This is a genomic window from Antrihabitans cavernicola (assembly GCF_008297975.1).
Taxonomy (GTDB): Bacteria; Actinomycetota; Actinomycetes; order Mycobacteriales; family Mycobacteriaceae; genus Antrihabitans; species Antrihabitans cavernicola.
The window spans coordinates 1-13485 of sequence record NZ_VLNY01000008.1 but is presented as its reverse complement, the minus strand read 5'-3'; the positions used below and the strand labels follow the sequence as shown (position 1 = coordinate 13485).

Sequence of the window (13485 nt, the reverse complement as noted above, 5' to 3'; positions counted from 1 at the left end):
CTCTACAGTCTGCCGACGAACCAGCCGGTGATCGTGGTCGGGTGGGTGATGGCCGTGCCGACGACCACGGCGTGCGCGCCGGCCTCCAGAGCCTGGCGGGCCTGTTCCGGCGTGTGGACGCGGCCTTCGGCAATGATCGGAACGTCGGGCACGGCGCTCACGATATCGGCGAGAAGGTCGAGGTCCGGCCCGTCGGACTTCGGTCGATCGCCGGAATATCCAGCGAGGGTGGTGCCGATGGCATCGACCCCGGCGTCGCGAGCAGCTCGCGCGTCAGCAAGAGATCCGCAGTCCGCCATCACAACGACAGGTCCGGCCGCGCGGAGTCTCTCGACGGTGTCGGCGAACGTCAACCCGTCGGGTCGCTGCCGCCGGGTGCCGTCGAGTGCGACCACGTCGACGCCGCAATTGCGAACAGCTATGGCGTGCTGCAGGGTCGGCGTGATGAAGACGCCGTCCTTGCCGTCTTTCCAGAGACCGATGACCGGTACCGATACGCGTTGCTTGATGAGCGCACAGTCGGCCAGTCCTTGAGCACGAACGGCGACGGCACCGCCCGCGACCACGGCCTCGGCCATCTGCGCCATGGTTTCCGGATGCCGCAGCGGCTCACCGGGATAGGCCTGACAGGAGACGATTAGGCCGCCTCGAAGCGATGCGATGAGGGGGTTCACGAATGCTGCTCCTGGTATCGGTGCGTATCGGCGAACAGCGAGGCGGCGCCGAGAATCGAAGCGCGCGAGCCCAGTTGGGACTTCAGGATCGGGCACCCGGACGCAAGAGGAATCAGTTCGCCGCGTGCGCCACGGTCCAACGCATCCCACCAGATTGTCCCGGCTTGGGCGAGACCACCGGATACGACGACGACATCGGGATCGATCATGTTGATCCAGCCGCCGATGGCGCGGCCGAGCGCACGACCGGACACGTGCACAGCAGCACGTGCAGTCTCGTCGCCCGACTCGGCTGCGGCAACCACCTGCCGAGCATCGTCGGCGATTCCGCCCGCACGCCGATACACCGTGACCAATCCCGGCCCGGACGAGACGGTTTCGAGGTGACCTCGTCCACCGCAGGCGCACTCGAGATCGCCGGCTTCTGCGGCAGGGACGTGGCCGAGATGCCCGGCGAGATGCCTGGAGCCGATCATCGTCTTGCCGTCGACCACCACGGCGCCGCCAAGGCCGGTGCCCGCGGCGACGACGAGAACAACGCCCATTCCTCGGCCTGCACCGTGGCGGGCTTCGCCGAGTGCATGCGCGTGGACGTCGTTGATCGCGAGAGTTCTTAATCCCGTGGCCTTTTCGACGGAGGCTGCCAACGGTGCTCCGGCCCAGCCGAGGAGGTGATCGGTCGCGGCAAGTACTTCGCCTCGATCGCCGATGACCCCTGCCGAACCGATGCCGATACCGATCGGGTGTCGGTCGTTCATGTCGATCACCTGCTGCACCACCGCAACAACCGCGCTGACAACAGCGTCCGCACCCTGCCTCGCGGGGGTTGCGACGGTCACCTCGTCGACAACGCGTCCGCCGGAAAGAACCAGCCCAGCAGTGATTTTCGTGCCGCCGAGGTCGACCCCGACGACCGTGCCATCAGGGTCGACGGTCACGCCTGCGGTCCGAACTTGTCGAGGATCAGCTTGACCGCATCGACGTCGGCACCGGTGAGCGCATCGAACGGTTCCGGCACCTGGTTGGTGCTGATGACGCCCTGCAGCATGAGGGCTGTCTTGAAGGCGCCGACGCCCGCACCCCAGCCGGTAACGCCGCGCGGGCAAAGGCAGATCTCCATCAGCTGTGCCAGCCGATCCTGTTCGAGCTGGAGGCCAGCCCAGTCGCCCCGCTGGAATGCCTTGTGCAGGCGCACATATCCCTCGGGATCGACGTTACTCAAGCCCGGTACGGAGCCGTGCGCCCCCGATAGATAGGCGCCGTCCACGACGAACTCGTGGCCGGTGAACAGCGTCAGCGGTTCCCCCGCGTCGCGATTCTTCAATGCCAGGCGACGGAACGCGACATCGTCGTTCGACGAGTCCTTGACACCGGCGATGGCACCGCTGAGACCCAGGTCCACCAACATGTCGGGATCGAGCTTCGTGTGTACGCACACGGGAATGTCGTAGGCGTACAACGGAAGTTCCGATCGCGCACCGAGAATCTCGAAATGCTTCTTTATCTGCGCCGCGTGCGTGATGGCGTAGAACGGTGCCGTCGCCACGACGGCGTCCACGCCTGCCCGCCGAGCGGTATCGATGTGCGCGAGCACCCGAGGTGTCTGCATGTCGATCACACCGGCCAAAACGGGAACACGGCCACCGACTATGCGAACGGCCTCGCGCATGATCTGAGCGCGCAACTCGTCCGTGCAGAACGCAACTTCGCTGGTGGAGCCGAGAACGAAGATGCCGTCGACGCCCGCATCGATCAGCCTGTTGATCACTCGTTCGTAGGATGCGACGTCGAGGCTCCTGTCGTCGTCGAGCGGAGTCACGACAGGCGGAATGACGCCGGTCAGCTTGGCGGTGCTGGTCATGGGAAAACCTTTCTGGGATAACACTTGTCAGGAAACGGGTTGCGGGATGCGATCGGTGCTGTCGGATGTCCAGACGTGCTTGGACTGCAGCAGTTTCTGCGCCCGCATCGGCGCGTTGATCGCGATAAGGACGATGACCACGGCGGTCAGACCGAACGACAGCACGGCGAGTGCGGTGCCGAGAGACATGTTGCTTGCGAGGCTGGTGCCGAGGACGGGAGCGACCGCACCGCCCAGCGCACCGACGTTGTAGGCGAAGCCGAGTCCGGCCGCCCGCTTGTCGACGGAGAAGTACCCACCGATCCACTTGGGCAGCAGGCCGGCGATGCCCTGGCCGAAGACCTGCTGCAAAAACAGCAGCGCCGCAAGTACATACAGGTTGTGTCCGCCGATCAGGAACACGGGAAAGATCAGAATCTCCGATACGACCAAGCTCATCCAGTACGCCTTGCGGGTACCGAACCGATCGCCGGTGAAGCCGGCGAGGATGCACCCCGCCGCAGCACCGAAGCCGGAGAAGAACAGGATGTGCGCGACGTGGGCGGGGTCCAGTCCCAAGTCGGTTTTGAGATACGTCGGGAGCAACGACTGGATGGGCCACGAGTACAGAAACGCAGTGAACACCACAATCATCAACATGACGCCCGTCGGCCATCGCGGGCCCTCGAACTGAATCATGAAGTAGACGAACACGCCGGCGCACAACAGCGCGAGCGGGACCAGGACGATCGGACCGGTCACCGACTGCGTGAAGATCGCAAGCAGCGCAGCGAATGTCACCACGGTGAGGGCAACGTTGATCGGCGAGCGTCGGGTCTTGTACAGAGTGGTGAACATGTCGGGAACGCGCCGTGCAGTCGTCTGCTTGGCTTTCTGCGCCGCCTCCCAATCCTCGGATTCCGGCAACGTGCGGCGCAGCCAGAGTGCCAATGCGATCGGGACCAGACCGACGGCGAACAAGGCGCGCCAACCGAAATGCGGAACGATCAAGCCGTAGATCTGGGCGGAGATGACAGCACCGATGGAGAAGCCACTGATCAGAAACCCGGATGCCTTGTTGCGCATGTGCTCTGGCCAGGACTCGATCACGTAGGTGGAACTCGAACCGTATTCGCCCGCCATACCGATGCCGATCATCAGACGTGCCACGAACAACGTCCAATATGCCGGCGACAAGGCGCAGAGCACCGAACCCACCGAGAAGACGACGATGCTCAGTACCATCGCGCTCTTGCGGCCGAAACGATCGGCAAAGGCGCCCAACGCCAGACCGCCGAACCATCTCGAGATGAACGCGGCCGACACCAGGGTCGCGCCCGCGGTCTTCGACAGATCGAACTCGTCGATCACCTCGGTGAGCACGAGCGTGATGATGACGAAGTCGAATCCGTCGAGCAGATAGCCGAGCCAAGCGGCCACGAACGCCTTCCACTGACTTGGCGAAAGGTCCCGATACCAAGCACCACCGTTGGGCGTGCGCTGTGCGGTTGAGGTCATGTGCTCGAATCTTTCTGAGGATGTCGGACGTCTGATGTCCTCCAGTACGGTAACTCTTCGATGTGATGTTGGCAACAGTCGATCTACCTGCGATTTACGGTGCCCTGGGGATGATTCTCGACATATGATGTCGGATGTCTACGACGGAAGGGTGCGGGAAATGCCGCAAGGACTGGCAGGAATGCCCGAGCTGGACGTTTCCGGTAGGGATCGCCCGCTATCGGTGGTGGACCGCATCAAGGAATACATCCTGCTGAACCAGCTGGCCCCGGGCAGTCCGCTGCCGACGGAGAAGGAGCTGAGCGAGCAGTTGAGCGTGAGCCGCTCCGGCATCCGCGAGGCGATGAAGACTCTCTCGGCGCTCGATATCGTCGAAGTTCGTCACGGGTACGGCACCTACGTGGGGCAGATGGGTCTGACGGCGATGGTCCAGTCGTTGGCGTTCCGCGGGATGCTCAACGCAGGTTCCGACCATCACGTGCTCGCGGACCTGATCGATGTTCGTCAGCTCATCGAAACCAGCCTCGCGGAAACCATCATCGACAGCCTCTCGCCCCAGGCGGCGCTCACGATGCGGCGCCTCACCACGACGATGGAGGAGAAGGCCGACCGGGGCGAAGACTTTCGTGCCGAAGATCGTCAGTTCCACCTGATCCTCATGCAGACGACAGGGAACGCGCTGGCCGTCGAGCTCACCGGCGCCTTCTGGGATGTGCACGCGGTTGCGTCGCACTCACTCGGCCCGAACACCGACCTGCACGAGACAGCACGCGCGCACATCGCCATTCTCGACGCGATCGAGCGTGGCGACGCGGAGCAATTCCGCACGGCCATCCGCGATCACTACGTGCCGGTCCGTGCTCGCATGGTGGAGAACCAGGAGCGGCCCTAACCGCGGGCCTCCAGCTTCGCCAGCTCGTCCCGCACCTTCGCCGCATGTGCCTCGGCGTCTTCGCGTGCCTTCTTCGGGCTCCACCGACCGGACATGATGAAAATGAATGGTATGAACAGGATTTGGCCGACGAAGCACGCCCACCACCAGTTCTGCCACTGCCCGGGATTGTCCTTCTGGGCTTGCTGAACATCAGCACCGTACGTCTTCAGATACCACTGATCGTTGGCGGGAATCGGGTTGCTGCCGAGCTTCAGAAGTCGCTGAATCGCCGCGTCCTGATTCGGGGCCAGACCGGCCTTGACGATCTGATCCAAGGCCGACGTCGCCGCGGTCAGATCCGGCGGATCCTTTTGCAGCCCAGCGAGAGTCTCGGGTGAGAGCGCCTGCGCGGTCGCGATGTTCTCCGAGTTCGCAGCAACGACGCGCTGCAACCGCGGGCCGTGATCGGCGAGCGTCGACGTTGCGGGCAGCACCAACACGAACACGATGAGAGCGATCGTCACCACCGTGCGCAGGGTGCCGCCCCACACCGCGAGCCCGGTCGCCGACGCCGCCGGGTTGTACTTCTCGACCGTCTCGGTGAAGCCGGCCATCCAGGCGCAGAACACCAACCCGGCACCGATGGCGATGATCATCAGAGCGATCGCGAAGGTGTAGTACGACGTATCGGGTTTCGTCGCAAGGCTTGCGAAGATGCCCGACCCGACCACCGCAATGATGGCCCCCACCAACATGAATGGCTTGCGCACTCGTAGCTTGTCGGAGAGCACGCCGCAGATCACCAACGTGATCGCGTTGCTCACCCAATACCAATTGGCGAGGCCGTTGGCCCGTGCCTCGGAGTAGCCGAACACGGTTCCGTAGTAGACGACGAAGAAGCCGACGAAGATGTAGTAGAAGAGCAAGAACAGGGCGATCGCGAAGGCCGAGCCGATGATGTCGAACTTCATCATCTGCCGCCAGCTGCCCTTCAGCGCTTGCTCCGGGTCGATGCCTGCCGCGCGCGCCTCGATGACCTGACGGTCGCGAACACTGACCATCAGCTGATCGCGCAGGCGTGGCGACAACTCTCGAATCCCCAGCAGCGCAATCACTGCCACCACGATGCCGACGATGCCTGCGACGTGGAACTGGAAACGCCAGTCCGGATGGTCGTCGAGCGTGTTGGTCGATACCGCGGCCGCGACGAGGCTGCCGAGCACCGGACCCAACGTCCAGAATCCCATGGCCGACGCCCGCCCCAGCTGCGGCGAAAAGTCCCTGATCAGTGCAGGAGTCGCGACGAGAGTGACGCCTTCGACGATGTTCAGTACGGCGAAGAGGTACAGGTAGGTCAGCCCGTTCGGGGCGTACGGCAACGCGAATGCCGTCAGGAGTGCGGTGAGCACCAGCCCGCCGACCACCAAATTCGCACGGCCCCAACGGTCTGCGAGTCCGGCGGCCACCGACGCGAAGGCGCCGAGCAGGTTGCCGATCGCCGCGAACATGACGAACTGGAAGAACGTGATCTGGTAGTCCGCGATGATTTTCGTTGCGACGGTGCCCTGAACGTAGAGCTCGTAGTAGGACACCACCGTGGCCAACACCGTGATGCCGAGGTAGAAGTATCGGCGAGCCGGGTCGGGGTAGCTGTTGAGCTCCCGCCTCCACAGTCGACTGATGCCGCGCGGTTCTGTCCTGAGTGGATGATCGGGATCGTGTGGCCGAACTAGAGTCCCGACCATTGCTGCCTCGCTAATTGTGATCTAGGTCATAGGGTTGGCTGAACTTAGCCCTCCCGGCGAACCCGCGTCAAGATGCGAACGGAGACAAGATCATCCCGGCGAAACACGGGCCGTGATCAGGTCGGATCCCCAACCTGATCACGGTGTGCCGTCAGTTTGCCATGATCGATTCGTAGTAACTGAAGTTGTGGCCCTTCGATGTGCAACTGAAGCTGCCGTGGAATCCGGTCGAGCAGCTGGCGCCTGCGTGAGTCACCTCGGAGCCGGACGTTGCTCCCGAGCCGGACGGGTGGCCAACGACGCTGATGTTGGGATTTCCACCGGGCAACGTATGAGCTCCTGGCGCGAAGCCGGGATGCGCTGGCGCCCAAGGCACATCGATGACGACCTGGCTGACCGGGAACGGCACCGGGATGGAAGCGTCGCCGCTGCCGGCGTTCACGTCGATGAACATCGATCGGGGGTAGGAGGCGTCACACCCGACATCTCCGGCGTCGTTGATCGAACAATTGAAGATTGAAGCCGAGAAATACACGGTGCCAGGCGTTTCGGCGTGTGCGAAACCGCCCGCGAACACGGGAACGACGGCGACTGCCGCGAGAACACCGGCGGCCTTCTTCATATTGATCGCTGACATGTCGTCGACCTTCCTCTCTCAGATGATTACCTTCAGTAAGCAGTGTCGTTCACAACCGGGTCGGTGTTAGCGGGAATCCACAAGCGATGCCTGTCCGTTACCCGGTGTGCTCTCCTACCGTGGGTGGAGACGTCGCTCCGCTCTCGGCACGATGCACGCGGCGCCGACTACCAATAGCCTTGTGCAGCGTGACGACCGCAACGCGCGAACTCGACGACATTCTCGACGGTGACCTCACGGTCGCACTTGCACACGTGACGCCCCGCCAAGGCGTCGTCGTGTCCGCCGTGAACAACTTCGGCTGGGACAGCGAGACTGGGACATTGACGTTCACCAGCAATCTCGCCGCATTCAAGAAACTGCGACGGTTGGCGGACAACCCCTCTGTCGCAGTGGTTTTCCATGCGCGCGAGCACGGCACCGCGGAAGGCGACGACTTCGTGATCGCCCAGGGCGATGCCACCTTCTCGTGGCACCCCGATCGCTCCGAACTGGAACCGCTCTTCGAACGACCCGGCCTCGCGCTCGGCCCCGGCACACTGGGTGGACCGTTCTGGAACTGGTGGGACGGGCCGTTCTGGTGGGACCGCGTCGTCGTCCGCGTGCGGGTGCAGCGCATCCTGGCGTTCGCCGATCGCGAATGCACCGACATGCCAACAGTTATCGGTCGCCCGGAACCGACAGAACTCACGCCGTCACAGGTGCCACCCGAAAAAGGTGTCGTCCCGCGAATCGATGTGGCCAAAGCGACTCGTACGCTGAGCGGGCTCCCGCATCGGCTGCTGGGTTGGGTGGGTGCCGACGGCTATCCGGTGGTCGCGCCGGTGGGCAAAGTCGAGGATTCACCCGCGGGCATCCGCGTGGCGCTGCCGAACGGTTTGCTTCCGGCGGGCGCGCGCCGAGCCGGTCTCACCGGCCACGCCTTCACCGAGGGCAACCTCGGTGCGAGTCAGATCGTTATGACCGGCTGGGTCGAGAGCGACGGCGACACAGCGTTGTACGCGCCGCACACTCGGCAGAGCTATTCGATCCCGGCCAGCAAGCTGGCGTGGCGCGCGGGCGTGGGCACAGTTGATCGGATCGGGTTGGTGCGAGCGAGACGAGCGGGCGTTCCGTCGTTGCCGCCGTTGGATATTCGGCACCGTGTGAGCACGCCGGTACAGCGCAGAGTCGCGAACCCGATCGGGCGGCGGGTAGCGCGGCTGATGAGCAGCCAGGCCGTCTTGGAGACCACCGGCCGCAAGAGTGGCCTGCCGCGGCAGACGCCGGTCGGCGGCAGGCTGGTCGGATCCACGTACTGGATGGTGTCGGAATTCGGCCGTAAGTCGCAGTACGTACAGAATCTGATCGCGGACTCGAACGTCCGTCTCCAACTCCGGGGGGTTTGGCGGACCGGTACCGCGGTGATCGTCGACGGCGACGATCCGCGCGAGCGATTGCGCGAACTACCCAGGCTCAACAGCGCGGTCGTCGGGATAATCGGTTCGAATTTGCTGACGGTGCGGATCGATCTCGACTGAGGAAGCGGCCATCAGGGTCTGCCGGTGACCGCAAAGGCCAACTGGTCGGCAAGGTCGTCGTCGAAATCTCCATCCGTAACGAGTATTTGGTACCAGAAGGTGCCGAACACGATGTCGCACATGGTGTCCGGGCTCAACGCCGAATCCAGGTCGCCGTGTGAGCGCGCACGGTCGATGATGGATTTCAGTGCGATTCGACGCCTGTCCAGGAAGCCCTCCCGGAATCGGACGGCGAATTCTTCGTCGATCTGCGCCTGCGCCATCAGGATTCGCAAGACGCGTCGCACCTGATCGTGGGCACCGACCGCGATGCTCTCGGTGACGAAGCTGCGCACATCACCGGCGAACGAACCGGTGTCGTCAGTGGTGATTGCCAGCTCTGCCTTGGTTGCGATCGCGTCCAGCAGCACGTCTGCCTTCGACGGCCACCATCGGTAGACGGTCTGCTTGCTCGCGCCGGCCCGCGCTGCGATCCCTTCGATCGACAGGCTCGCGTATCCGCCTTCGCTCACCAACTCGAGCGCGGCGCCGAGAATCGAGCGCCGCGTGTCTTCGCTGCGCTTACGGCCGGGTCGTTTTTCATCGGTGCTCGTCATCGACTCTCATGCTAGCCTATTGCAATACGAGACGGTCCGGTTAGAAATAGGAGAATGACATGTCGAACCCCACAGCATTGATCGTCGGAGGCACATCGGGCATCGGTCTCGCGACGGCGCTGAAGCTGCAACGCGCGCACGGCGCAGAGGTCCACGTGGCCGGACGGAGCAGAGAGCGGCTGGACACGGTGGCCGCGGCGCACTCCGAACTGGTCGTGCATCAGGCCGATGCCGGAAGCCGCGCGGACATCGAAAACCTTTGCAGAACAATCGGAACCATCGATTGGTTGATCGTCACAGTCAGCGGAAGCGATGGCGTAGGCCCATTGGCCGACTTGGACCTCGATGTCCTGCGGCGGGCATTCGACGCCAAGTTCTGGGCACACATCACAACGGTCCAGGCTGCGCTGCCGTACCTCAGCGGCACCGGTTCCATCACGGTGATCGGTGCGACGACAGCACGCTCCGGGATGCCGGGAAGTGCGGGAATTGCGTCGATCAACGGCGCCGTCGAAGCGTTGGTGAAGCCGCTGGCCGTCGAGTTGGCGCCGATCCGCGTCAACGGTGTCTCACCCGGCCTGGTCGACACCCCATGGTGGAGTGGACTTCCCGACGAAGCGAAGGCCGCATACTTCACAGCGGCGTCGTCGTCGTTGCCGGCCCGCAGGATTGCCACCGCGGACGATGTCGCGGACGTCGTCGTACTTGCAGCGACGAATCCGAACACGACCGGCACCATCATCGAAACCGATGGTGGCGCAAGGCTGGTGAGCGTCGGCTGAGCTGTCGGTGCAGGCGTCAGTCGGCGACCCGCTCGGGCCGCACGGATCCGCCGAAGGTTTCGACGCCGTTGTGACCGTTGTGCATCACCCACTGCCCGCGGCCGCGCGCCTTCGCCTGGTACATGCCGGTATCGGCGTCGTCGAGCAACGCGTCCGGGTCGGTGCCCGCGATCCTCGGTGCGGACATACCGATGCTCGCCGAGATCGAGAATTGCCGACCGTCGGCTTCGAGCGGTTCGTTCAACGCCTCGAAAAGGCTTGCGGCAACGTCGACTACGGCGTCGTCGTCGGGTGGCGAGGGAATCAGGACGACGAATTCGTCACCACCGATTCGAGCGACCAGATTGCCATCGCGCGTCACCTGCGTGTGCAATCGGCTCGCCACTTCGGCGAGCAAGCGGTCGCCGGTGCTGTGGCCGTGGCGGTCGTTGATGTCCTTGAAGTCGTCGAGATCGAGGAAACACAGTCCGATCCGATCGTCGGTGCCCGCCGCGTCGATCAGTTCGATCAGTCGCTCGCGCAACATGAGTCGGTTGGGGATGCCGGTGAGCGGATCGTGCCGGGACTGATGGTGTAGCTCGTCCTGAAGCTGCCGTCGTTCGGTGACGTCCTGCCCGACGGCCAGAATGTAGGAATCAGCCGCGCCAGCACCGTTGATTCTGGTGAGGGTCAACGACACCCAACCGCTGACGCCGTCGCGGGTGGGATAGCGACTGTCGAAGCGCACACTTCCGCCGTCCGGGCCCGCAAGGTCGCTCGCGACTCGCGCGAGAACGTCGGCACGATCGGAGGCTTGGACGAAGTCGACCATCGACGTCCCGCGCAGCTCGTCGACGGATCGGCCGAACATGCGCGTGATGGTCGGATTCGCGTCGAGCAGAATGCCTTTGCTGTCACCGATGAGGATTGCGATGGCGGCGTTCTCGAAAACCACGCGAAACCTCGCGTCGCTGAGGCGAAGTGCGTCCGCCGCGGCTTGCCGAGTCGATGCCATCGCGTGATGAATCGCCTCCTGATGAGCGAGCGTTCTGTTCCGCAGTTCGACGGCGTACCCCTTGGCGATCGAGCCGAGCAAATGGTTGAGCCGCAGTGTCGATTCTGGGCGGGGCATGATGTCGGCGAGACCGGCCAGCACGTCCATCGTGTGTGCGAGTCCGTCGGGATTGGTGAGGCCGAGGCGAATCAAGTCGGCACCGATGCGCTCGCCGAGCCTGCGATCGAGCGACTCGGCCTCGATCGCGTCTGCACACTCGATCAGCAACGCGCTCAGTGTGCGGATCATGACGACGCTCGACGCCGGAAAGAACGCGGTGGGCGAGACCGCACGCCACCAGGCACCGGCAAGCCGTGCCACGTCGTCCGAAGCGATCACTTTCGCCCCCACCGCCCCTTGCGTCCAGCCCGACGGATAAAGAGTACCGATCATCGGGTATTTAGCGAAAGAATTGCGCCAGGGCGTCCCGGGCGAGCAGCTTTCGTGCGAATCTGAACGCATCGAACAGCAGCCTGCACCGCCACATGGCCTCTCGCCCTTGCGATTTCTGACAGAGATCATCGCGTGGGTGGCGACGCCCTGGGCGTTGTGGTCGGTTTCTCCCATTCTCGCCGTGCTCTCGGTAATCGTGCTCATCGGCCTGCCGACTGTGTTCGCAACGCCCCAGGACAAGAAGCAAGTGCTGGTTCCGGTCCCGGGGGTCGTGACGATTGCGATTCTGGCGCTCACCCTCGCCGCGGCGGCGATTGCACCGTGGATCGTGTGGAATCCGATCGTTGCGGTCCTCTGCGTGGTGCTTGTGATCGCCACAATCGTTTTCGAGATCCCGCGGTGGCGGTGGTTGGTGCGCCAGTAGCTGCGTTACTTGGGAGTGAGTGCTACTTGGGTGGCATCCGGATTCCACCGTCGACGCGGATCGTCTCGGCATTCATGTACGAGTTGGTGACCAGCTCGACGACCATCGACGCGATGTGGTCGCCGTCGCCGAGGCGCTTCGGAAACAGCACGCTCTCGCCGAGCTTGGCCTTGAAGGCCTCCGAGGCTTCACCGGTGCCGTAAATGGGCGTGTCGATCAGTCCTGGTGCGATGGTGTTCACACGGATGCCGACAGCCGAGAGATCACGGGCGACCGGCAAGGTCATGCCAACAATGCCGCCTTTGGACGCGGAATAGGCGGCCTGTCCGATCTGGCCGTCGAATGCGGCGGCGGACGCCATGTTGACGATCGCGCCGCGCTCACCGTCGGCAAGCGGTTCGGTGCGGCTCATGGCCGTTGCCGCCAGGCGGAGGGCATCGAACGAGCCGATGAGGTTGATCTTGATGACCTTGGTGAATGCGTCGAGGTCGAAGGCAGAGTCGTAGGAGCCATCGCGCCCGATGGTGCGTGAGGCCCAACCGATCCCGGCCGAGTTGACCAGCACGCGCAGCGGACCGAGTTCCTCTGCCTTGGCGATGGCGTCCTTGATCTGCTCTGTGTTGGTGACGTCGACGGTCACGAATGCGCCGCCGATCTCGTCCGCGAGCGCCTGGCCTTTTTCTGCATTGAGGTCCGCTACAACGACTTTCGCGCCCTTGGCCGCGAGCTGACGAGCAGCGGCAGCTCCGATGCCCGACGCGCCGCCGGTGACGATTGCACTTACTCCTGTGATGTCCATTACTCGAATATATGGCGCGTCGGGATCGACGTTGTCAGTGGCTTGGCGCAACGTCAAAGAGGGCGACCGACTATGCGGCATCGTCATCAGGAGGTTCTCGGCCATTCGCGGCTTCGATTGCTCGGTCGAGCAATTCTTCTGGGTGGTGGCAGTGGTTGATTCTCGGCTTTTGTTCGGGATCGATGTGTTTCGGTGGTATCCACAGAGTTCGCCCGGGGAATTCATGATCGTCGTCGGCTTTGATGGTTTGCCAACCGGTCTCGGTTTTGGTGATGAGGGCGTGGCAGCCGTCGCAGGCGAAGGTTTCGCCGTCGATATCGGTTTCTCCACCTTCCACCCAGTCTTTGACGTGATGAACCGCGCACAGCGATGGTGGCTTGTCGCATCGGGGTTTGGTGCACCCCCTATCGAAGGGAATCAGGATCAGGCGTTGCTCGCCGCTGGCGAGGCGGCTGGTTCTGCCGAGGTGCAGTGGTCGGCCGGCGTGGTCGAAGATCGCCAACCACGGTCGCGTCTTTTCCGCCATCTTCAACGCGTCGGAAACGGGGATACGGCCACCGGTCGCGGTGGTCGCGACTCCGGCGGCTTCTTCGAGTTGATCGAGGGTCATGGTGATGATCGCGGTGACGGGGAGTCCGCGGTGGCTGCCG

General features: G+C 63.6%; 14 protein-coding genes. 4 read left to right on the top strand and 10 right to left on the bottom strand.

The genetic code is table 11. The features are described from left to right. Positions 1-2 precede the first annotated feature (2 nt). The 4 genes from FOY51_RS17095 to FOY51_RS17080 are packed head-to-tail and all read right to left on the bottom strand — an operon-like array spanning position 3 to position 4032. A complete protein-coding gene (locus FOY51_RS17095) occupies positions 3-674 on the bottom strand; it encodes an N-acetylmannosamine-6-phosphate 2-epimerase (protein ID WP_149431477.1) in 672 nt (223 codons plus the stop codon). Next, positions 671-1612 (bottom strand): ROK family protein, encoded by a 942-nt coding sequence (locus tag FOY51_RS17090; RefSeq protein WP_149431476.1) that lies wholly within the window; start codon positions 1610-1612, stop codon positions 671-673. The genes FOY51_RS17095 and FOY51_RS17090 overlap by 4 nt, the downstream gene beginning before the upstream one ends. Beyond that, positions 1609-2535, bottom strand: coding sequence for a dihydrodipicolinate synthase family protein (locus tag FOY51_RS17085; RefSeq protein WP_149431475.1), 927 nt, complete (start codon positions 2533-2535; stop codon positions 1609-1611). The genes FOY51_RS17090 and FOY51_RS17085 overlap by 4 nt, the downstream gene beginning before the upstream one ends. Positions 2536-2562: 27 nt before the next feature. Beyond that, the gene (locus FOY51_RS17080) at positions 2563-4032 is read right to left on the bottom strand and encodes an MFS transporter (RefSeq protein ID WP_149431474.1); all 1470 of its coding nucleotides are present in this window, start codon (positions 4030-4032) and stop codon (positions 2563-2565) included. Positions 4033-4192: 160 nt separating this feature from the next. Between FOY51_RS17080 and FOY51_RS17075 the strand changes: the two genes are divergently transcribed. Further along, positions 4193-4924, top strand: coding sequence for a FadR/GntR family transcriptional regulator (locus FOY51_RS17075; protein WP_214633112.1), 732 nt, complete (start codon positions 4193-4195; stop codon positions 4922-4924). Here FOY51_RS17075 and FOY51_RS17070 read toward each other — a convergent pair. Together FOY51_RS17070 and FOY51_RS17065 are read right to left on the bottom strand one after the other, a co-directional pair. Continuing rightward, positions 4921-6651, bottom strand: coding sequence for an MFS transporter (locus FOY51_RS17070; protein WP_149431473.1), 1731 nt, complete (start codon positions 6649-6651; stop codon positions 4921-4923). The two genes, FOY51_RS17075 and FOY51_RS17070, sit on opposite strands and share 4 nt — an antisense overlap. Positions 6652-6802: 151 nt before the next feature. Continuing rightward, on the bottom strand, positions 6803-7288 hold the full coding sequence (locus FOY51_RS17065; RefSeq protein ID WP_149431472.1) for a hypothetical protein: 486 nt from the start codon (positions 7286-7288) through the stop codon (positions 6803-6805). Between the two features lie 1118 nt (positions 7289-8406). On the opposite strand from FOY51_RS17065, the gene FOY51_RS27635 reads away from it, so the two are divergent. Further along, a complete protein-coding gene (locus tag FOY51_RS27635) occupies positions 8407-8808 on the top strand; it encodes a nitroreductase/quinone reductase family protein (RefSeq protein WP_235916465.1) in 402 nt (133 codons plus the stop codon). Positions 8809-8819: 11 nt separating this feature from the next. On the opposite strand, the gene FOY51_RS17055 is transcribed toward FOY51_RS27635, so the two are convergent. Beyond that, positions 8820-9404 (bottom strand): TetR/AcrR family transcriptional regulator, encoded by a 585-nt coding sequence (locus tag FOY51_RS17055; RefSeq protein WP_149431470.1) that lies wholly within the window; start codon positions 9402-9404, stop codon positions 8820-8822. Between the two features lie 59 nt (positions 9405-9463). Here FOY51_RS17055 and FOY51_RS17050 point away from each other — a divergent pair, with 59 nt between their 5' ends. Beyond that, a complete protein-coding gene (locus FOY51_RS17050) occupies positions 9464-10186 on the top strand; it encodes an SDR family oxidoreductase (protein ID WP_149431469.1) in 723 nt (240 codons plus the stop codon). Positions 10187-10202: 16 nt separating this feature from the next. On the opposite strand, the gene FOY51_RS17045 is transcribed toward FOY51_RS17050, so the two are convergent. Further along, positions 10203-11558, bottom strand: a complete 1356-nt coding sequence (locus FOY51_RS17045; protein ID WP_187776364.1) for a diguanylate cyclase domain-containing protein — start codon at positions 11556-11558, stop codon at positions 10203-10205. A 160-nt stretch (positions 11559-11718) separates the two neighbouring features. On the opposite strand from FOY51_RS17045, the gene FOY51_RS17040 reads away from it, so the two are divergent. Then, complete coding sequence (locus FOY51_RS17040; RefSeq protein WP_235916428.1) at positions 11719-12036, top strand: hypothetical protein; 318 nt, start codon at positions 11719-11721, stop codon at positions 12034-12036. Positions 12037-12058: 22 nt separating this feature from the next. Here FOY51_RS17040 and FOY51_RS17035 read toward each other — a convergent pair whose 3' ends face one another. Further along, positions 12059-12835 (bottom strand): SDR family NAD(P)-dependent oxidoreductase, encoded by a 777-nt coding sequence (locus tag FOY51_RS17035; protein ID WP_149431467.1) that lies wholly within the window; start codon positions 12833-12835, stop codon positions 12059-12061. A 70-nt stretch (positions 12836-12905) separates the two neighbouring features. Next, positions 12906-13445 (bottom strand): DUF222 domain-containing protein, encoded by a 540-nt coding sequence (locus FOY51_RS17030; protein ID WP_235916463.1) that lies wholly within the window; start codon positions 13443-13445, stop codon positions 12906-12908. Between the last annotated feature and the right edge of the window lie 40 nt (positions 13446-13485).

What these genes read in the sequence shown, in the direction of transcription:
- FOY51_RS17070 (WP_149431473.1), bottom strand. Translation starts at nt 6,651, where the DNA reads ATGGTCGGGACTCTAGTTCGGCCACACGATCCCGATCATCCACTCAGG.
- FOY51_RS17080 (WP_149431474.1), bottom strand. Translation starts at nt 4,032, where the DNA reads ATGACCTCAACCGCACAGCGCACGCCCAACGGTGGTGCTTGGTATCGG.
- FOY51_RS17055 (WP_149431470.1), bottom strand. Translation starts at nt 9,404, where the DNA reads ATGACGAGCACCGATGAAAAACGACCCGGCCGTAAGCGCAGCGAAGAC.
- FOY51_RS17075 (WP_214633112.1), top strand. Translation starts at nt 4,193, where the DNA reads ATGCCGCAAGGACTGGCAGGAATGCCCGAGCTGGACGTTTCCGGTAGG.
- FOY51_RS17035 (WP_149431467.1), bottom strand. Translation starts at nt 12,835, where the DNA reads ATGGACATCACAGGAGTAAGTGCAATCGTCACCGGCGGCGCGTCGGGC.
- FOY51_RS17030 (WP_235916463.1), bottom strand. Translation starts at nt 13,445, where the DNA reads ATGACCCTCGATCAACTCGAAGAAGCCGCCGGAGTCGCGACCACCGCG.
- FOY51_RS17050 (WP_149431469.1), top strand. Translation starts at nt 9,464, where the DNA reads ATGTCGAACCCCACAGCATTGATCGTCGGAGGCACATCGGGCATCGGT.
- FOY51_RS17085 (WP_149431475.1), bottom strand. Translation starts at nt 2,535, where the DNA reads ATGACCAGCACCGCCAAGCTGACCGGCGTCATTCCGCCTGTCGTGACT.
- FOY51_RS17065 (WP_149431472.1), bottom strand. Translation starts at nt 7,288, where the DNA reads ATGTCAGCGATCAATATGAAGAAGGCCGCCGGTGTTCTCGCGGCAGTC.